The following is a 17,143-nucleotide window of genomic DNA, read 5'->3' on the forward strand; positions in this document are numbered from 1 at the left end:
GCTTCGTGCAACAGGTTGAGCTGCGATTCGACCACGCCTCGCGAGCGTCCCAGACCCACACGAACCTCTCGGCGATCCGGCAGAGCTCAACCGGCCTCTGGGTGGCCGGCGACGAGACCGCCACCTTCGAGCATCTGACGTGGACGGGCGACCACTACGGCGCCCAGCGCACGTTCCGCCTGGCCGACTACGTCAGCCTTCCCGCGGGCCCCGAGGAGGAGGCCGACATCGAGGGCCTGGCCAGGGCGGACGGCCACCTCTGGCTGGTCGGCTCGCACAGCCTCAAGCGCAAGAAGGTCAAGTCGAAGGATCCGGACAAGGCCGCCGAGCGGCTGGCCACGGTGGTCAGGGAGGAGAACCGGTTCATCCTGGTCCGCCTGCCGCTCCACGGGGACACGCCGGGACCTGGAACGGTCCTGTCGGGCAAGGACGGCCTGACCACGCACCTGCGCGACGACCGGCATCTGGCGCCGTTCCTGGAGCTGCCAGGCAAGGACAACGGGTTCGACGTCGAGGGCATCGCCGTCGTGTCCGAGCAGGTCTACATCGGGCTGCGCGGCCCCGTGCTGCGGGGCTGGGCGGTGGTGCTGGAGCTGCGGCTCGACGACGCGGGCAAGGAACGGCTGCGGCTGCGGGAGCCGTACCGCAAGCACTTCCTGGACCTCGGCGGGCTGGGCGTGCGGGACCTGTGCCCGGACGGCGACTCGTTGCTGGTGCTCGCCGGGCCGACCATGGACCTCGACGGTCCCGTACGTGTCGTGCGCTGGCGACCCGGCCCCAAGCGCCAGGAAGTCGTCCCCGAGGACGAGTTGGAGACGGTGATCGAGCTGCCCTACGGCGTGGGGTGCGACCATCCCGAAGGGCTGGTACGGCTGGACGACGGCAGGCTCATGGTCGTGTACGACAGCCCGTCGCCCGCACGGATCACCCCGGCGGGCGGCGTGCTGGCGGACGTCTTCACGATCTAGCCACGCGCCCCTTGAGCCAGGGGGCCTCCGCCACGAACGTGCACGAGCCCGGCTCGATCTCCGTGAACCCGGCGTCACGCACCACGGGCAGCCCCGCGGCGACCATGGCGTCGAAGTCGTCCTGGGAGGCCGCCGTGCGCGCGCAGACCGCGAGGCCGCGAGCGCGCCAGGTGTCCCGCTCGGCCGCGTCGCTGGCCCACCAGGCGAGCTGGGCGGCGTGCCCGGCCTGCGCCATGGCCTTGCCCGCGGACATGGCCAGTTTGGGGTTGGCCCACAGGATCGGCGGCTCGGCGGGCGGCGGGCCGGCGGTGTCGTTCAGCTCGGTGCCGCCCACCTGGAGCCGCGCGAGATCCCGCGGCCAGCCGTCGAGCGGCACGGGCGGGTGCACGCGCACCTCGGCCGTGCGGTGCTCGATGGTGCGCCCGGGCAGCGCGAGCGCCCTGCGCCACTCGGCGCCCCTGGCCCGGCGCACCACCTTGCGGATCTTGCCGGTCGACTGCCAGGAGTGCAGCTCGGCGGCCCACTCCCCCGGGTCGTCCAGCAGGCTCAGCACGGCCATGGCGGCCGCCTCCAGGGCATCGGTGCGCTCGGGGGGTGCGGCCCTCTCGATCCTGATGACCAGCGGCAGGACATAAAGCTCAGAGTTCTCGGAGTTCATCGCGTTCTAGCATGCCCGATGGCCACCGACATGCCGGCGGCCAGGAGGCACAGAGCGCCGGCTCCGTACCAGGCGAGGTCGTAGGCGCCCAGGTGGTCGCGGGTGAGCCCGGCGCCCACGGCGGCGAACGCGGCGCCGACCTGGTGCGAGCCGAACACCCACCCGAACACCACGGCCCCGTCGGCCCCGTAGATCCGCCGGCACAGCGCCACCGTTGGCGGCACGGTTGCCACCCAGTCCAGACCGTAGAACACGATGAAGATCAGCATGCTGGGCTCGGTCGTGGCGGCGAACAGGCTCGGCAGCACCATCAGGGAGAGCCCGCGCAGCGCGTAGTAGACGCCGAGCAGCACCTTGGGGTCGATCCTGTCGCTGAGCCAGCCGGACGCGATGGTGCCCGCGATGTCGAAGATCCCGATGATCGCCAGCAGGCCGGCCGCGACGGGCTCGGCCATGCCGTGGTCGTGCGCGGCCGGGATGAAGTGGGTGCCGACCAGGCCGTTCGTGCTGGCCCCGCAGATCGCGAAGCCGCCCGCGAGCAGCCAGAACGGCCGTGTCCTGGCCGCCGAGGCGAGCACGGTGACCGCTCTGACGGCCGCGTTGACCTTGCTCGGCTGGGTGCGGACGGCGTCAGGCTCCGCGCCCAGTGCCGTCGTGCCCATGTCCTCGGGACGGTCGCGCAGCAGCCACCACACGAACGGCACCACCGCCAGCGCCGCCCCGGCCACGGTCAGCGAGGCGAAGCGCCACCCCGGCCCATGGGCGAGCTGGGCGAGGACCGGCAGGAAGATCAGCTGACCGGTGGCGCCGGCCGCGGTGAGCACGCCGGTGACCAGCCCGCGGTGCCGCACGAACCAGCGGTCCACCACGGTCGCGGCGAACACCAGCGCCATCGAGCCCGTCCCGAGCCCGACCAGCACGCCCCAGAACAGCAGGAGCTGCCAGCTCGCGGTCATCAGGACGGTGAGGCCGCTGCCCGTGGCGATCAGCAGCAGCGCGACGGCGACCACCCGGCGCATGCCGAACCGGTCCATCAGGGCGGCGGCGAAGGGGGCGGTCAGACCGTAGAGCACCAGGTTGATCGAGACGGCCAGCGAGATGGTGCCGGCCGACCAGCCGAACTCCTCCTGCAGGGGCGTGATCAGCACGCCGGGGGTGGCGCGGAACCCGGCCGCGCCCAGGATCGCCACGAAGGCGACGGCCGCGACGAACCAGGCCCGGTGCACGCGGCGGCGCGTGGGGGTGGTGGTGCTCAACGTCATGCGCCAATCCTTCTTTATCCCCTTACATGGTCACGAGTGGCCGAATAGCCAATATGTGAAAGAATCGGGCCATGACCCATCGGATCGTGGTCGTCGCGCTCAACCACTTCGCCCCGATCGACCTCGGTGTGCCCGGGCAGGTGTTCGGGGTGGCCGAGACGGCGGACGGCGAGAAGTTGTACGAGGTGGTGACCTGTTCGGAGGGACGCATGCCGGTCCGCTGTTCGGCGGGCTTCAGCGTGCTGCCCGACCACGACCTCGACGTGCTCGACACCGCCGACACGGTCGTGGTGCCCGGCATCCACGCGGGCCGCTCGATGCGGTACGGCACGATCTCCCCCGCGCTGGGCCAGGCGCTGCAAGGGCGGCCTCGTACGATGTCGATCTGCACGGGGGCGTTCGTGCTGGCGGCGGCGGGGCTGCTCGACGGCCGTCCGGCCACCACGCACTGGCGCAACGCGGAGCTCTTCGCCCGGTTGTTCCCGCAGGTGAAACTGGATCCCGATGTGCTGTTCGTGGACGACGGCGACGTGCTGACCTCGGCCGGCGTGGCGGCCGGGATGGACCTGTGCCTGCACGTGATCAGGCGCGACCACGGCAGCGAGGTGGCCAACCGCGCGGCCCGCCGCTGCGTCATGCCGCCGTGGCGGGAGGGCGGCCAGGCCCAGTACATCGACCGGCACCTGCCGTACGCGGGCGGCGGCACGGCGGCCACGCGCGACTGGATGCTGGCCCACCTGGACCGCCCGCTGGACCTGACCGCGCTGGCCGAGCACGCGCGGATGAGCGTGCGCACGTTCACCAGGCGCTTCCGCGAGGAGACCGGCATGAGCCCGGCCAGGTGGCTGAACGGCCAGCGCGTCCAGCACGCCAGACACCTGCTGGAGACGACGGACCTGGGCGTGGAGAACGTGGCCAGGAAGGCGGGGTTCGGGACGGCGGTCTCGCTCCGCCAGCACCTGCATGCCGCCGTCGGGGTTTCGCCGCTGGCGTACAGACATACGTTCCGCCGGACCTGAGGTTTCTGGCGGCAAAAGCCACATTTCCCCCTACAATCGCCGCAAGAAGATCGACAAGGAGGGGGTCGTCACATGGCCGACGCGGACCACTTACCCGCCGGCATCAACCCGGACGTGCCCAGCGTCGCCCGCATGTACGACTACTACCTCGGCGGCCGGGACAACTTCGCCGCCGACCGCGAGGCGGCCGAGAAGATGATCGAGATCGGCCGGCGGATGGGCAACGACGCCCGCGAGATCGCCCTGGCCAACCGCGGCTTCATCGGCCGCGCCGTACGCACGCTCGCCGAGGCCGGGGTGCGCCAGTTCATCGACATCGGCGCGGGCCTGCCCACCCAGGACAACGTGCACCAGGTGGCCCAGCGGCACGCCCCCGGCTCCCGCGTCGTCTACGTGGACAACGACCCCATCGTGCTGATCCACGCCCGCGCGCTGCTGGCCAGGGACCCGGACGTGCTGGCGATGGAGGGCGACCTCAAGGACCCCGACGCCATCCTGGACGACCCGCGCGTGGCGGAGCACCTCGACCTCACCCAGCCGTACGCCGTCCTGCTGGTCGCGGTGCTGCACTTCATCCCCGACAACGCCGAGGCCGCCTGGATCGCCGCGCGCATCCGCGAGCGCCTGAGGCCCGGAGGCCATCTGGTGCTGTCGCACCTCCTGTACGCGGGCAACGACATGGAGGAGGTCGCCACGGCCGGCCAGCAGGTCTACTCCGGCACGACCTCGGGCGGCCTGGCGCGGCGCGGCCACGCCGAGATCGCCTCCTTCTTCGACGGCCTGGACCTGCTCGGCCCGGGCGTCGTGCCGGTGGCCGACTGGACGCCCGACGCCTCCCCCGGCGGCTCGTACGACCTCACCAAGGGCGGCATCCTGGCCGGAGTGGGCCGCCGCCCGGACTAGGCCGCCACCTCTCCAGCACGCGTTCGAGGGCGGCCGTCGCCTGGCTACATTGAGAGCGTGTCCCTGACCCTCGAATTCGTCAGCACGATCAGGGCCGAGCGCTCTGGACTGATCGACAAGCTGTCCGACGTGGACGGCATGACGGCCTGGGCGCGCACACACGCGGCCGACCTGGGCGACTTCACCGTCACGGAGGCGCTGCGGCAGGAGACGGTGCGCCTGCGCCAGTCCGTACGCGCGCTGTTCGCCAGAGCCGTGGCGCCGGACCCGCCCAGCCGGGCCGACGCGTCGAGACTGCCCGGATTCGAGGAGTCGCTGGCCCTGGTCAACGCCACCGCCCTGGCCGCGCCCACGGCGCCCCAGCTGCGTTGGGAGGGCGAGCCCGCTCTCGTCACCGTGCCCGCCATGGAGACCGACCCCGGCGTGAGGCTGCTCGGCCGGCTCGCCACAGGGGCCGTCGAGTTCCTCGCGGGGCCGGAGCGCGCCCTGCTCCGCACCTGCCCGGCGCCGCGCTGCGTGCTCTATTTCATCAAGGAGCACCCTCGCCAGGAGTGGTGCTCTACGGCCTGCGGCAACCGCGCCCGAGCGGCCAGGCACTACAAGGAGCACCGAAAAATCTAACGTTTGCAAGACGCTCTTCCCGTTATATGCTCCTCTTCTAACGGGAAGACAGTCATGCATGCGTTAGAGGAGAGCGGGATGTCCTTTCAGACCGGTCACGTCGGGCTCAACGTCACGGATCTCGACAAGTCCAAGGAGTTCTACACGCGGATCTTCGGCTTCACGGTGGCGGGCGAGTCGCATGAGGACGGCCGCCGGTACGCGTTCCTGACGCAGGACGGGACGCTGGTGCTGACGCTCTGGCAGCAGAGCGAGGGCCGCTTCGCCACCGCGCTGCCGGGGCTGCACCACCTGTCGTTCCAGGTGGCGGACCTCGACGCGGTACGGCGCGCGGAGGCCGTGATCAGGGAGATCGGCGCCACCCTGCACCACGACGGCGTCGTGCCGCACCGCGAGGGCGCCTCGTCGGGCGGCGTGTTCTTCGAGGACCCCGACGGCATCCGGCTGGAGATCTTCTCCCAGGACGGCGCCGGCGACCGGCCCGCGCCCACCTCTGACGCTCCGACCTGCGGGTTCTTCTAATGAGGCATCCGGGAGAGGTCGCCGTGCAGCGGCGGGCGGGGGTGCGGGCGGCCGATCACGGGAGCTCGCGGACGCGTCCGGAGATCCCCGAGGTGGCTGCCGAGTTCCTGCGGAACCAGCACATGATCGTCGTGGGCGCGGCCGACGACGGCGGCCGTGTCTGGGCCGGCGTGCTGACGGGGTCCGCGGGTTTCGCGTCACCGTTCGACGACCGGACGATCGTGCTGCACGCCGTGCCGGGCGCCGACGATCCCCTGCACGGGCTGTTCGCGCGGGAGCGGGACATCGGCCTGCTGGCCATCGAGCCGCACACGCGGCGCAGGATGCGCGTGAACGGCACCGCCGTACAGGCCGGCGAGGCTCTGGTGGTGTGGACGGAACAGGTCTACTCGAACTGCCCCAAGTACCTCCAGACCCGCTCCCCCACCTCCGCTCCGGGCACCCCCGTGGGGCTGGGACGCGGGACCTCGCTGCCGGACCGGCACCAGAGGTGGATCGCGGAGGCGGACACGTTCTTCATCGCCACGCGAGCCGACGGCCTCGGGGCGGACGCGTCACACCGAGGCGGCAACCCCGGGTTCGTGCAGGTCACGGGGCCGCGCTCGCTGGCCTTCCCCGACTACCAGGGCAACTCCATGTACATGACGCTCGGGAACCTGGAGCTGGACCCGGCGGCCGGGCTGCTGTTCGTGGACTGGGAGCGCGGGCAGACGCTGCAGCTCACGGGCCGGGCCTGGGTGGAGTGGGGAGAGCAGCGGATGGTGCGCTTCGAGCTGGACGAGTATGTGCACGTGGCCAACACGGTGTCGGCCGGCTGGACCGCTCCCGGATACCACCGCTTCAACCCACCGATCTAGGAGCCGACGGGGAGGCGCTTCTCGAACCAGTGATGCGCGTAGGGCTCGTCGCTGAACGCCGCCACCTCCTGGTATCCGCTCGCGCGGTAGAGAGCGACGGCTTCCGTGAGTGCCTGGTTGGTCTCCAGCCGCACTGTGCGGATGCCGTTCGCCGCCGCCTTCGCCTCTGCCTCCGCGAGCAACCGGCGCCCGAGCCCCAGCCCGCGGACGGCCGGGTCCACCCACATCCGCTTGATCTTGGCGGACGCGGTGTCGCGGTGCAGGATCAGGGCCACGCACCCGACCGGCTCGGCGTGCAGCACGGCGACCAACAGCATCCCGGCCGGGGGCCGCAGCTCCGCGTCGGCGGCGGGGCTGGCGGCCGGGTCGAAGCCGCCCTCGAACCGGTGGGCCAGCTCGCCGGCGTACCTCCGCATGCAGTGGCGCGCGCTGGGATGGCGCGGGTCGAGCACGTCGACGCTGACCATGGAGGCGATGAGCAGGCGCTCGACCTCGGACATGGCCGCCACCAGGCGGTCGCGCTGCGCGTCGGAGAGCGGCTCCAGGATGGTCGCGGCCGCCTCTTCGGACCTGCGGTCCAGCTCCGCGCGCTCGGCGAGCCCCGCCTGGGTGAGCCGGGCCGTGCGGACCCTGCCGTCGAAGCCGGCGTCGTCGACGACGACCAGCCCGTCGGCCTCCAGCGACCGCAGCAGCCTGCTCAGGTAGCCGGAGTCGAGGTCGAGCCGCGCCCGCAACGCGCGCACCTCGCTGCCCTCCGCGCCGATCTCCCAGAGCACCCGCGACTGCCCGAGCGGCCGATCCCTGGCCAGGTATCTGTCGCTGAGCGCGCCGATCCGCTGCGTCACCGTCCGCTGGAACCGCCGCACCTGCCCGATCGTCATGCCGTCCATTCCTCTGACTTTAGTCAGGCAATCGCTGCTTCGCACGGTCATATCCACGACGCCGCGACCGGCACCGCGCCGTAGTCCTCCCCCACGATCGGGCGAATCTCCTCCCAGTGCACCCACCGCGCACCCTCGCTCGCCCGCGGGGGCCAGAGCAGATAACCCCACCGCACCCCTTCGGCGTCATCACCCCAGGCCAGCAGATAACGCGTCGCCGCGGCGTGCTCCACGACGGGCGGACGCCAAAGCTCGGGCAGGTCCTGTGTGTTGAGATCCATGCTCACCATTATACGAACAAAGATTCGATTCGGCAGCCAGTGCTAGCCTATGACTCAATATCCAATCCAGTCATAGGGACACACATGGCTGTGGCATTCACGGCGGACGACCGGGCGCGCATCACCGAGTCCCTGCTCGACACCGCCGAAGAGCTCTTCGCCACCCAGGGCCTGAAGAAGACCTCGCTCGACGAGCTGGTCACGGCCTCAGGCGTCGCCAAGGGCAGCTTCTACGCCTTCTTCGACTCCAAGGAGGAGCTGTACAAGGAGGTGATGATCCGCAGGGCGCCGATGCTCGGCAAGCGGCTCGCCGCCGCCCTGGACCAGCCGCCGAGCGCCGAGGCGCTCGGCGCCCTCATGCGCGAGCTGATCGACGTGCTCACCACCGACCCGTTCTACCGGCGGCTGCTCACCCGTCCCGACGAGCTGGAGGCGGTGGCGCGCAGGGTCGGGGCCGAGGAGGTCGCCCGCGTCACCCCTCACCTGGTGACGCCGCTGCTGGACTATCTCGCCCAGGGGCAGGCCGACGGCGTCATCGTCGCCGACGCCCCGCCGGAGGTGCTGGTCGGCGTGCTGCGCACGGCCGGCCTGCTGGTGCTCAACAGGGACAGGTTCGGGCCGGAGCACCAGCAAGTGGTCGAGGCCACCATCAACGCGCTGGCAAGGGGGCTCATCGCATGAGTGTTCTGAAGAGGTACGCCCAGGCGGCCGGCATGACGGACGAGGCGTGGAAGCGGCACGCCAATCCGTGGAGCGTCTGGACCAGGTTCGCGGCCATCCCGCTGATGATCGCGGCGATCTGGAGCCGGGAATGGATCGGCTGGTGGGCGCTGGTCCCGGTGGGCCTGGTCGTGGTCTGGCTGGCGCTCAACCCGCACGTCTTCCCGGCGGTCGAGCAGCCCGGCAGCTGGACGGCCAGGGGCATCTACGGCGAGAAGCTGTGGCTGCGGGACCGGTCGCTGGTCACCGGCGACCACCGGCGCGTGCAGCGGCTGCTCATAGCGCTCGGCTCGGCGGGCTTCGCGCTGCTCATCTGGGGGCTGATCGCGCTGGAGCTCTGGCCGACCGTCTTCGGCGCCACCCTCATCACGGTGGGCCAGCTCTGGCGCATCGACCGCCTCGGCCAGCTCTACCTGGCACACCAGAACGCCTCCCGCGAACGACCCGGCCGCCAGACGGGGATGCCGTGACCGCGATGCAGGTCAGAGCGCGCTGATCGCCGCTGGCGCCGCCACTTCACGCTCATGCTCGGCGCGCTCCGCGCGGGATGACACGCCGCTGAGACGTAGGGTGTCGGTGACGCCAACTCCGAAAAATCGGTGGCCCGTACGGGTGCGGACGTGAAACGGTCGGTTCTGATGATCCATTGGACCGAGGCGGGGCAGGAACGGTCTGCGGTCTGGCGTTCCGCGCTGGGCGCGCCACCGCCCACGCGCGTGATCACGGCCGACGACCGGATGAAGGCCGACACCGCGTACAAGCTGGCCTGCGAGGGCACCGCGCTGCTGTGGCAGGGCGACTTCCACAACGCCCGCCAACTGCTGGCGGCCATGGGGCGCAGGTGCAAGCCAGCCGCGCCCGGCGCCGGGTTCCACCTCTACCGCCAGGCCCAGTCCCAGCGCGCCCGCACGCTGGGCATGCTGCTCATCCCGTTCGCGGAAGACCACGTGGTGGCGCTGCGCAGGGCGCCGGACGTGCGCGAGGCATGCGCCGAGGTGTACGGCCCCGAGGCCCCTCCCGCGGTGGGCCAGCTACGCGAGTTGCTCGGCCTGATCGGGGCCCATGAGTGGCGGCGCAAAGGCGTGTACGTCCCGGCGCTCGAGGCCCGCATCCACCCGCACCACGGTGTGTTCTCCCCGATCAGGGGCGAATACCTCGATCTGGTCGCGCAGGCGCCGCTGCCGGACGACCGGCTGGCGTTCGACATCGGCACCGGCACGGGAGTGCTCGCCGCCGTGCTGGCCAAGCGAGGCGTGCGGCACGTCGTGGCAACCGACCTCGACCAGCGGGCCGTGGACTGCGCCGGCGAGAACATCGCCCGCCTGGGCCTGGACGACCGGGTGGAGATCGTCCGCGGCGACCTGTTCCCGCCCGGCAAGGCGCCGCTGATCGTGTGCAATCCGCCGTGGCTTCCCGCCAAGCCGGTCTCACCCCTCGACCAGGCGGTTTACGATCCCGGCGGGCGGATGCTGCGCGGCTTCCTCGACGGCCTTGCCGTGCGTCTGGAGCCGGGCGGCGAGGGCTGGCTCATCCTGTCGGATTTGGCCGAGCGCCTCGGCCTGCGCACCCGGGATGACCTGCTGACCGCGTTCGAGCGGGCGGGGCTGCGCGTGGCGGGGCGCCTGGACGTGCCCCCACGGCACAACCGGCCGAAGGACGAGCAGGATCCGCTGCACGCCGCCCGCGCCGCCGAGGTGACCTCCCTCTGGAGGCTCACGCACCGCTAGGCCGACCGGGTGCATGTTAGCCGCGGTCTCTCAGCGGCAGGAGAGATGCATGCACATATCGGGAGTACAGAGTGTTTTGCCTGATCACCGTTACACGCAGGCGGAGATCACCGAGGCGTTCTCCCGGCTGACCGATTGTGATGAGGACCTGCTGCGACGCTTCCACGCCGCGACCGGGGTGGAAGGCCGCAATCTCGCGCTCCCGCTGGCCGACTACGCCAAGCTCGACTCCTTCGCGCGCGCCAACGACACCTACCTTGAAGTCGCGCTGGAGCTCGGCGAGCAGGCCCTGAGAGGCGCGCTGCGCAAGGCCGGCATCCGCCCGGAGAAAGTCGATCACCTGCTGTTCTGCTCGAGTACCGGCGTCGCGACGCCCTCCCTGGACGCCAGGCTGGCCCAGCGGGTGGGGCTGCGGCCGGATGTCAAGCGGGTGCCCGTGTTCGGCCTGGGCTGCGCGGCGGGCGCGTCGGGGCTGTCACGCCTGCACGACTACCTGCGCGGCTGGCCCGACCACGTCGCGGTGCTGGTGTGCGTGGAGCTGTGCTCGCTGACGATCCAGCGGGACGACACCTCGATCGCCAACCTGGTGGCCGGCGGCCTGTTCGGCGACGGCGCGGCGGCCGTCGTCGCGACCGGGCGCGGCGAGGGACCCGAGGTCGTCGCCACCCGCAGCCGGCTCTATCCCGGCACCGAGCACCTCATGGGCTGGGAGGTCGGTGAGCACGGCTTCCGCATCGTGCTGGACCCGGACCTGACCGGGTTCGTGGAGCAGGTGCTGTCCGGTGACATCAGGGCGTTCCTTGCGGACTACGGCCTGACCCCCGAGCAGGTCGCCACCTGGGTCTGCCACCCCGGCGGTCCCAAGGTCATCGAGAAGATCGCGCAGACCCTCGGCCTGCCGCCCAAGGCGCTCGAGGTGACCTGGCGGTCGCTGCGCGAGCACGGCAACCTGTCCTCGGTCTCGGTGCTCCACGTGCTCCAGGAGACCAGGGGCCGTCCTGGCGCTCCCGCCGTGCTCCTCGCCCTGGGGCCGGGCTTCTCCGCCGAGCTGCTGCTCCTGCACTGGTGAGCGCGTACCTGGTCCTCATCGGCCTGGTCGTGCTGGAACGGCTGGCCGAGCTGGTGGTGGCCCGCCGTAACCTGGCCTGGGCCAGGTCCAGGGGCGGCGTCGAGCACGGCAGGCGGCACTTCGCCTGGATCGTCCTCGCCCACATCGCGCTCCTGGCGGCGGCGCCCGCCGAGGTGTGGCTGCTGGGCCGCCCCTTCATCCCGCTGCTGGGCTGGCCCATGCTGGCGGCGGTCCTGCTCGCCCAGGGACTGCGCTGGTGGTGCATCGGCACGCTGGGCAGGCAGTGGAACACCCGGGTCGTCGTGGTGCCGGGTCTGCCGCTCGTGAGCAGCGGGCCGTACCGGTGGTTGCGCCACCCCAACTACGTGGCCGTCGTCGCCGAGGGCCTCGCGCTGCCGCTCGTGCACACCGCCTGGCTCACCGCGCTGGCCTTCACCGCCGCCAACGCGGTGCTGCTCACCGTACGCATCCGCGTCGAGAACGCGGCGCTCGGGCTCATCCGGCGGGATCCGGCCGGGAAACGCTGATCTCACTTACCTCAGCTGTCACAAGCGATCACGTCTCGGTCGCGGTTTGCGCTCGCTTACGTCACCGGCCCGGCCATCGGAGATCGAGTTCCGTCGTACGGCATGGAGGTGGTTGCAATGAAGATTCGCCCCTTAGCGGCGGGTGTCGGGCTTGTTGCGCTGCTGGCCGTGGCCGCGTGCGGCGGCTCCGGAGGCTCGACGAGCAGTGACCGGGCACCCCATCCGGCCAACGCCAAGCAACAACCCGCACACCCTGCCCAGTCCCCCGCCCAGCAGGACAACGCCGAGCAGGAGAACGCCGAGCAGGACACGACCACGGCCCAGATCTCCACGTTCGCCCTGGACGTGGACACCGCCTCGTACGGCTACGCCCGTCGCGCCCTCCAGGAGGGCCGCTGGCCCGCGCCCGGCGAGATCCGTCCCGAGGAGTGGGTCAACGCCTTCCGGCAGGACTACGCGCAGCCGCCGGACGACGGGTTCGCCGTGCACGTGGACGGCGCGAAGCTGCCGTCGCGCGACGAGGCGGTCCTGCGCGTCGGCCTGCAGACGCGCGCGTCGGAGTCGGCCGAGCGGCGGCCCGCCAACCTCACGTTCGTCGTGGACGTCTCCGGCTCGATGGCCGAGCCAGGCCGCCTGGACCTCGTCAAGTCGGCCCTGCTCAAGCTGCTCGACCAGCTCGCGCCCGGCGACCAGGTGTCGATCGTGTCGTTCAGCGACGAGGCCGAGGTGCTGGCGTCGATGACCCCGCTGACCGCCAGGGAAGAACTGCGCGACGCGGTGGACGAGCTGACCGTCAACGGTGGCACGAACCTTGAGGCGGGGCTGGTCACCGGGTTCCAGGAGGCGTCCAAGGCGTTCCGCCCCGCCGCCACGAACCGGGTCATCCTGCTCTCCGACGGCCTGGCCAACCAGGGCAGCACCGAGTGGCAGACCATCCTCGACCGGGTCAAGGAGTACGCCGCCAAGCAGGTCACGCTGCTCACCGTCGGCGTCGGTCGCGACTACGGCGACGAGCTGATGGAGCAGCTCGCCGACAACGGCGACGGCATGGCGGTGTACGTCAGCACCCAGGAAGAGGCCGACAAGATCTTCGCCACGCAGCTCCCCGCGACCATCGAGCTGCGGGCGCGCGACGCCAAGGCGCAGGTCGTCTTCAACCCGTCGGTGGTGGAGAGCTACCAGCTCATCGGCTACGAGAACCGCGCGCTGTCCACGGAGGAGTTCCGTGACGACAGCCGCGACGGCGGCGAGATCGGCCCCGGCCACTCGGTCACGGCTCTCTACTCGCTCCGCCTCAAGCCGGGCGCCGAGGGGCAACTCGCCCAGGCCACCGTACGCTGGCAGGATCCCGACACCCGGACCGCCTCGGAGGCGAGCAGGTCGCTGCGGGCCGACGAGCTGGCCACGTCGGTGTGGGACAAGGCGCCGATGCGGCTCCAGGTTGACGTGGTGGTCGCCGCGTTCGCGGTCTACCTGCGGGATCGCAAGGCGTTCGGCATGGATCTGCCCGCGCTCGGGAAGCAGGCCACCCGGCTGGCGGCGGCGTCGGAGGACCCGATGGTGTCGGAGCTGGTCACGCTCATCGGCAAGGCCGGCTCGGTGGGGTGAGCGTTTCTAGTCGTCGCCGAGTATGGGGGCGGCAGAGGCGGAGCGGTAGTAGTAGTCGTACATCGCCTGGGCGAACCCGGCCTTCGACACGTGCGCGACCCTGTTGCCGCGCAACTGGTCGAACGACTCCCGCGACGCCTCCGCCGCCACGTCATACGCCGCCCACAGGCGCAGGTATTCGGCCCGGTCGAGCCTGTCGTCGCCGTCGCCGTCGACCGCGTCCCAGAGGGCGTCGGTGATCGGCCAAACCACGTTGGCCACGAACTCCGTCCGGTCGCGCTCCGGGGCGAGCGCGTAGGCGATGTAGGACTCCCTGCTGATGCGGCCGTCGGCATCGGTGCCGATGTGGTGCACGGCATACTGCCAGACCTGCTCGTAGGCGTCCTTGACCAGCCGGCTGCCCCGCTCGGAGAGCCCCAGCCGCTCGCAGAGGGCGGTGGCGACCACGATCATGTCTCGATGATCGAGGTAGCCGTCGTGGTCCATGTCGCTTGTGTCGAACGCATGTCCAGCATTTCGGGCACGTGCATCCATGGGGGCACCCTTAGTGATTCTGTCTCTACAGAGCGTTACATAGATACTGCGCAGGCCGGGCGGCCGGTGTCAATGCGGTGGACACGAATCCCTGAGTGGGGCCGGGATGGACAGGGAGCATGCCCGCGTAGAGCAGGTCGACCATCGGCATCGGCCGGGGATAGCAGAACACCGACGAGCCCGTGCCGAGGATCGACGGGGTGTCGATGACGAGGGGCAGCTCGGCCAGGAGGAAGGGCAGGGCCTGCTCGGCCTGCGCGCGCGAGAGCTCCGGCACGCCGACGATGGGCCGTACCGCGTCCATGCAGTGCTGCCTGAAGGCCGGATGCGTGGCGAACAGGCGCTCCAGCTCCGTTCGCGCCTCGCCATAGGCGCGATTGGGGGCCAGTTCGTTCCAGTCGAACACGGCGGCGTTCGGCGGGTCGATGGCGTCGAGCGCCCGGATCACCCGGTTGCGGGTGTTGTTGGCGGCCGCCCTCGCCTTAGCCCCCGCCTTGGCTGCCGGGCATCCCCTCGCGACCAGCGTCCCGGCCAGCTCGACACCGGGCACGAGGACGTCGACCCGCGCGAACGTCCGGGTCGCCCAGTCGAGCAGGTGCCTGATGGTCCAAGGAGTGAAGTAGCCGTTGAGGGCGCTGACGCCGATGATGGCGTGCTCCCGCTTGTCGAGGATCTGGGCGCAATGCGAGGTCAGAGGTACAGGATGGAAGCTGATCACGACACGGACGGTAGCAATATTTTACTCTCCGTATGCAAGGTTTTTAAGGTGTGCTTCAGGGGTCGCGAAGTCGGCTACACTCGTACAGGCAGCAAGGGGCTATAGCGCAGTTGGTAGCGCGCCTCCATGGCATGGAGGAGGTCTGGGGTTCGAATCCCCATAGCTCCACCCGGGGCCGTTCTTGAAACGGCTGGACTGAAGTTGACGGGATCCCGTCTGATCATCGCGATCAGGCGGGATCTTGTCGTTTCAGGAGTTTCCGAACTTGGTTCGTCCTGGTTTGGGAGCTGCGGAGCAGGTGCCTGGGGAGGCCCGGGTGGTGTCGAGGCGCTGGTGGAGGCTGGAGTTCGCGTCGCTGGGCATGGCGAAGCCGGCTCCGGGCTGGGTGCTGCGACAAGGTGATCTGACGTGCAGGTTATGGGACGGGTGGTGGCCTGTTCCGGCCTGTGAGCGGCGAGCGGTCGAGGCGCTCTGCCGGGATCTCGAAGACGTCGGTGGATGTGTCCGGCTCGTCTGGGGGCTGGTGGGTGTGGCGCCACTGGTCGAGGAAGTGGTCGTTGGCGACGGTGACGAGCAACGCGACCAGGATGGTCTGGGCGACGCGGCCGTGGGCGAGCCGGTTCTTCGGATCAGCCAGGTCGACGTCGTGGCCCTTGAGACGGCCGTTCAACCCCTCCGTCATCGCCCTGACAGCGGAGTACGTCTCCCGCCACGAAGGGCTGAGATAGGGCAAATCCTGGCGGAACTTGTCGAGGTGGCCGAGGGGCGAGGTGGCCGCGCAGTTGTCGTCGGCCTCGTATGTGCTGACGCCGGCCTGTCACCTCACCGGGGGGTTCGCGTGCGCGGTGTGGTTCGGGCCGAGCCCGAACGCCGGGCAGTTCGTGGTCACCCTGGGCGGTTACCATCCGGCGTTTAAGCCTCCCGCCTTCTACCCGCGGGTGCCGCGGCTGGGCATCGATTGGGCGGTCAGCAGCAACGTGTCGGTCAAGGCGCAGGCGTGTCTGACGGTGACGCCGTCGTGCGCGATGGCGGGCGGGCGGCTCGATGTCGTCTTCCACGCGGGCCCCGTGCGGGCGCGGTTCACCGCGCAGGCGGATCTGCTGGTGTGGTGGCGGCCGTTCCATTTCGAGGCGAGCATCTCGGTGAGCATCAGTGCCACGCTCCAGGTCGACGTCTGGTTCATCCATAAGACCATCTCCGTCTCGGTGGGCGCCGACCTGGCCATGTGGGGGCCTCCGACGGGTGGCAGGGTCTCCGCTCACGTGGTGGTTATCACCGTCACGATCTCCTTCGGTGCCCGGCGGTCTGGATCCGGCGATAAGACCCTGGATTGGGACGGTTTCGCCAGCATGCTGCCGAAACGGGAGGATATGGTCACGATCGCGCCGGTCAGCGGCCTGGACTCGCCGCAGGGCTGGGCCGTACTGCGCACCGAGCCGGAGCAGGTGGCCGACGCCGAGCGCCGCTACCCCTCCCGCTACAAGCCGCCCAGGCCCAACCCGTCGCGGGTGGTCGTGGAGATCCAAGTGACGCGCGTCCCTGGGCAACCTGTGATCACCGTCGTCGGCATCGGGGCGGATGACTGGGACGGGCTATCGCGTAGGTCGCGATCGAATTACGTGGCTTCGTCTTCGGTCAGCATTCCGGCCGATCTTGCAGGCAGCAGCGAGACCGTGCCCAGAAGCCAGTCCGCCAGACGGTCGCGTTCGACCAGGATCAGCGGCTCTCGTGCGCCCAGGGCCTCGAGTCTGGCCGGCTTGGTGAGACGGCTCGAGGTGACCAGAACTCCGGTGTGGCCGGCGAAGGTGTTGGCCAGCGCCCCGAGGAAGTTGCGCACCTCGGGGGCGCCGACCGTCTTGCTGTAACGCTTGCACTGGACGGCGTACCGGCCATGTCCCGGAGCCACGGCCGTGATATCCACCCCGCCATCACCGGTACGGCCGCACTCGCGGACCTGGCGGAACCCGTCAGCGATCATCCGCTCGGCGACGAGATGCTCGAACGCGGGGCCCGTCATCCGATCGACCTTCTCCAGCTCTACATTGGCGGCCAGGAACCGCCGTCTCTCCGCCTGGATCACTCGGTTCCGGAGGATGAGCCCGCCTACGAACAACACAACGAGCAGGCAGGCGGTCCCCGCCGCCCAGCCCGGGTGCTCGCCGGCGAACCACACGACGACGACGCCCAGGACGCACGCCGCCGTGAGCACCCGCTGTCTTTTGCGTGATCTCTGCTTACCGCTTCCTCTCCTGGAGCCCCTCGCCATGG

At 70.4% G+C, this 17,143-nt stretch carries 20 protein-coding genes, 1 tRNA gene and 1 pseudogene; 14 read left to right on the forward strand and 8 right to left on the reverse strand.

Going from position 1 to position 17,143, the window contains the following annotated elements; translation table 11 throughout:
* The first annotated feature begins 5 nt into the window (after positions 1 to 5).
* Positions 6 to 968, forward strand: a complete 963-nt coding sequence (locus tag ACIBVN_RS26110; RefSeq protein WP_397140565.1) for a DUF3616 domain-containing protein — start codon at positions 6 to 8, stop codon at positions 966 to 968.
* Here ACIBVN_RS26110 and ACIBVN_RS26115 read toward each other — a convergent pair.
* A complete protein-coding gene (locus ACIBVN_RS26115) occupies positions 958 to 1,626 on the reverse strand; it encodes a peptidyl-tRNA hydrolase (protein ID WP_397140567.1) in 669 nt (222 codons plus the stop codon). The two genes, ACIBVN_RS26110 and ACIBVN_RS26115, sit on opposite strands and share 11 nt — an antisense overlap.
* Positions 1,623 to 2,888, reverse strand: a complete 1,266-nt coding sequence (locus ACIBVN_RS26120) for an MFS transporter (RefSeq protein WP_397140569.1) — start codon at positions 2,886 to 2,888, stop codon at positions 1,623 to 1,625. The genes ACIBVN_RS26115 and ACIBVN_RS26120 overlap by 4 nt, the downstream gene beginning before the upstream one ends.
* A gap of 71 nt (positions 2,889 to 2,959) precedes the next feature.
* On the opposite strand from ACIBVN_RS26120, the gene ACIBVN_RS26125 reads away from it, so the two are divergent.
* From ACIBVN_RS26125 to ACIBVN_RS26145, 5 genes are all read left to right on the forward strand, one after another.
* Positions 2,960 to 3,907, forward strand: a complete 948-nt coding sequence (locus ACIBVN_RS26125; protein ID WP_397140571.1) for a GlxA family transcriptional regulator — start codon at positions 2,960 to 2,962, stop codon at positions 3,905 to 3,907.
* A gap of 72 nt (positions 3,908 to 3,979) precedes the next feature.
* Complete coding sequence (locus ACIBVN_RS26130; RefSeq protein ID WP_397140573.1) at positions 3,980 to 4,810, forward strand: SAM-dependent methyltransferase; 831 nt, start codon at positions 3,980 to 3,982, stop codon at positions 4,808 to 4,810.
* Between the two features lie 57 nt (positions 4,811 to 4,867).
* Positions 4,868 to 5,431 carry a CGNR zinc finger domain-containing protein gene (locus tag ACIBVN_RS26135; protein ID WP_397140575.1) on the forward strand — a complete coding sequence of 188 codons (564 nt, stop codon included), beginning with the start codon at positions 4,868 to 4,870 and terminating at the stop codon, positions 5,429 to 5,431.
* 78 nt (positions 5,432 to 5,509) lie between these two features.
* Positions 5,510 to 5,953 carry a VOC family protein gene (locus ACIBVN_RS26140; protein WP_349451828.1) on the forward strand — a complete coding sequence of 148 codons (444 nt, stop codon included), beginning with the start codon at positions 5,510 to 5,512 and terminating at the stop codon, positions 5,951 to 5,953.
* Complete coding sequence (locus tag ACIBVN_RS26145) at positions 5,953 to 6,810, forward strand: pyridoxamine 5'-phosphate oxidase family protein (protein ID WP_397140578.1); 858 nt, start codon at positions 5,953 to 5,955, stop codon at positions 6,808 to 6,810. The genes ACIBVN_RS26140 and ACIBVN_RS26145 overlap by 1 nt, the downstream gene beginning before the upstream one ends.
* Here the strand turns inward: ACIBVN_RS26145 and ACIBVN_RS26150 are convergent.
* Both ACIBVN_RS26150 and ACIBVN_RS26155 read right to left on the reverse strand, forming a co-directional pair.
* Entirely contained in the window at positions 6,807 to 7,700 is an 894-nt protein-coding gene (locus tag ACIBVN_RS26150; protein WP_397140580.1) for a GNAT family N-acetyltransferase, read from the reverse strand. The genes ACIBVN_RS26145 and ACIBVN_RS26150 overlap by 4 nt on opposite strands.
* Positions 7,701 to 7,738: 38 nt before the next feature.
* Entirely contained in the window at positions 7,739 to 7,972 is a 234-nt protein-coding gene (locus ACIBVN_RS26155) for a hypothetical protein (RefSeq protein WP_397140582.1), read from the reverse strand.
* 84 nt (positions 7,973 to 8,056) lie between these two features.
* Between ACIBVN_RS26155 and ACIBVN_RS26160 the strand changes: the two genes are divergently transcribed.
* The 6 genes from ACIBVN_RS26160 to ACIBVN_RS26185 all read left to right on the forward strand — a co-directional run bounded on the left by ACIBVN_RS26160 (position 8,057) and on the right by ACIBVN_RS26185 (position 13,623).
* Positions 8,057 to 8,653, forward strand: coding sequence for a TetR/AcrR family transcriptional regulator (locus ACIBVN_RS26160; RefSeq protein WP_397140584.1), 597 nt, complete (start codon positions 8,057 to 8,059; stop codon positions 8,651 to 8,653).
* The gene (locus tag ACIBVN_RS26165; RefSeq protein ID WP_397140586.1) at positions 8,650 to 9,162 is read left to right on the forward strand and encodes a DUF6653 family protein; all 513 of its coding nucleotides are present in this window, start codon (positions 8,650 to 8,652) and stop codon (positions 9,160 to 9,162) included. The genes ACIBVN_RS26160 and ACIBVN_RS26165 overlap by 4 nt, the downstream gene beginning before the upstream one ends.
* Before the next feature lie 168 nt (positions 9,163 to 9,330).
* Positions 9,331 to 10,419, forward strand: coding sequence for a methyltransferase (locus ACIBVN_RS26170; RefSeq protein ID WP_397140588.1), 1,089 nt, complete (start codon positions 9,331 to 9,333; stop codon positions 10,417 to 10,419).
* Positions 10,420 to 10,468: 49 nt separating this feature from the next.
* A complete protein-coding gene (locus ACIBVN_RS26175; RefSeq protein ID WP_397140590.1) occupies positions 10,469 to 11,488 on the forward strand; it encodes a type III polyketide synthase in 1,020 nt (339 codons plus the stop codon).
* Positions 11,485 to 12,015, forward strand: a complete 531-nt coding sequence (locus ACIBVN_RS26180; protein ID WP_397140592.1) for an isoprenylcysteine carboxyl methyltransferase family protein — start codon at positions 11,485 to 11,487, stop codon at positions 12,013 to 12,015. Before ACIBVN_RS26175 ends, ACIBVN_RS26180 begins: the two co-directional genes overlap by 4 nt.
* Positions 12,016 to 12,132: 117 nt before the next feature.
* Positions 12,133 to 13,623, forward strand: coding sequence for a von Willebrand factor type A domain-containing protein (locus tag ACIBVN_RS26185; protein ID WP_397140594.1), 1,491 nt, complete (start codon positions 12,133 to 12,135; stop codon positions 13,621 to 13,623).
* 6 nt (positions 13,624 to 13,629) lie between these two features.
* Here the strand turns inward: ACIBVN_RS26185 and ACIBVN_RS26190 are convergent, their stop codons facing one another.
* Together ACIBVN_RS26190 and ACIBVN_RS26195 are read right to left on the reverse strand one after the other, a co-directional pair.
* A complete protein-coding gene (locus ACIBVN_RS26190; protein WP_397140596.1) occupies positions 13,630 to 14,157 on the reverse strand; it encodes a hypothetical protein in 528 nt (175 codons plus the stop codon).
* Between the two features lie 25 nt (positions 14,158 to 14,182).
* Complete coding sequence (locus tag ACIBVN_RS26195) at positions 14,183 to 14,875, reverse strand: tRNA-dependent cyclodipeptide synthase (RefSeq protein WP_397140598.1); 693 nt, start codon at positions 14,873 to 14,875, stop codon at positions 14,183 to 14,185.
* Between the two features lie 95 nt (positions 14,876 to 14,970).
* Here ACIBVN_RS26195 and ACIBVN_RS26200 point away from each other — a divergent pair.
* Positions 14,971 to 15,043, forward strand: a tRNA-Ala gene (locus tag ACIBVN_RS26200).
* Between the two features lie 247 nt (positions 15,044 to 15,290).
* On the opposite strand, the gene ACIBVN_RS26205 is transcribed toward ACIBVN_RS26200, so the two are convergent.
* Positions 15,291 to 15,557 (reverse strand): hypothetical protein, encoded by a 267-nt coding sequence (locus tag ACIBVN_RS26205; protein ID WP_397140600.1) that lies wholly within the window; start codon positions 15,555 to 15,557, stop codon positions 15,291 to 15,293.
* Between the two features lie 118 nt (positions 15,558 to 15,675).
* Between ACIBVN_RS26205 and ACIBVN_RS26210 the strand changes: the two are divergent.
* Positions 15,676 to 16,281, forward strand: a pseudogene (locus ACIBVN_RS26210) (DUF6603 domain-containing protein); the annotation flags it as partial.
* Positions 16,282 to 16,490: 209 nt separating this feature from the next.
* On the opposite strand, the gene ACIBVN_RS26215 reads toward ACIBVN_RS26210, so the two are convergent.
* Positions 16,491 to 17,141: a restriction endonuclease gene (locus ACIBVN_RS26215; RefSeq protein WP_397140641.1), complete on the reverse strand. Its 651-nt coding sequence runs from the start codon at positions 17,139 to 17,141 to the stop codon at positions 16,491 to 16,493.
* Between the last annotated feature and the right edge of the window lie 2 nt (positions 17,142 to 17,143).

Origin of the sequence: Nonomuraea sp. NPDC049400 (assembly GCF_044466425.1) — a bacterium.
Taxonomy (GTDB): Bacteria; Actinomycetota; Actinomycetes; order Streptosporangiales; family Streptosporangiaceae; genus Nonomuraea.

Bases quoted from the DNA above. Each gene is read 5' to 3' on its own strand.
- ACIBVN_RS26115 (WP_397140567.1), bottom strand. From the start codon at position 1,626: ATGAACTCCGAGAACTCTGAGCTTTATGTCCTGCCGCTGGTCATCAGG.
- ACIBVN_RS26120 (WP_397140569.1), bottom strand. From the start codon at position 2,888: ATGACGTTGAGCACCACCACCCCCACGCGCCGCCGCGTGCACCGGGCC.
- ACIBVN_RS26125 (WP_397140571.1), top strand. From the start codon at position 2,960: ATGACCCATCGGATCGTGGTCGTCGCGCTCAACCACTTCGCCCCGATC.
- ACIBVN_RS26130 (WP_397140573.1), top strand. From the start codon at position 3,980: ATGGCCGACGCGGACCACTTACCCGCCGGCATCAACCCGGACGTGCCC.
- ACIBVN_RS26140 (WP_349451828.1), top strand. From the start codon at position 5,510: ATGTCCTTTCAGACCGGTCACGTCGGGCTCAACGTCACGGATCTCGAC.
- ACIBVN_RS26145 (WP_397140578.1), top strand. From the start codon at position 5,953: ATGAGGCATCCGGGAGAGGTCGCCGTGCAGCGGCGGGCGGGGGTGCGG.
- ACIBVN_RS26150 (WP_397140580.1), bottom strand. From the start codon at position 7,700: ATGGACGGCATGACGATCGGGCAGGTGCGGCGGTTCCAGCGGACGGTG.
- ACIBVN_RS26155 (WP_397140582.1), bottom strand. From the start codon at position 7,972: ATGGATCTCAACACACAGGACCTGCCCGAGCTTTGGCGTCCGCCCGTC.
- ACIBVN_RS26160 (WP_397140584.1), top strand. From the start codon at position 8,057: ATGGCTGTGGCATTCACGGCGGACGACCGGGCGCGCATCACCGAGTCC.
- ACIBVN_RS26165 (WP_397140586.1), top strand. From the start codon at position 8,650: ATGAGTGTTCTGAAGAGGTACGCCCAGGCGGCCGGCATGACGGACGAG.
- ACIBVN_RS26170 (WP_397140588.1), top strand. From the start codon at position 9,331: ATGATCCATTGGACCGAGGCGGGGCAGGAACGGTCTGCGGTCTGGCGT.
- ACIBVN_RS26175 (WP_397140590.1), top strand. From the start codon at position 10,469: ATGCACATATCGGGAGTACAGAGTGTTTTGCCTGATCACCGTTACACG.
- ACIBVN_RS26185 (WP_397140594.1), top strand. From the start codon at position 12,133: ATGAAGATTCGCCCCTTAGCGGCGGGTGTCGGGCTTGTTGCGCTGCTG.
- ACIBVN_RS26190 (WP_397140596.1), bottom strand. From the start codon at position 14,157: ATGGATGCACGTGCCCGAAATGCTGGACATGCGTTCGACACAAGCGAC.
- ACIBVN_RS26205 (WP_397140600.1), bottom strand. From the start codon at position 15,557: ATGACGGAGGGGTTGAACGGCCGTCTCAAGGGCCACGACGTCGACCTG.
- ACIBVN_RS26215 (WP_397140641.1), bottom strand. From the start codon at position 17,141: ATGGCGAGGGGCTCCAGGAGAGGAAGCGGTAAGCAGAGATCACGCAAA.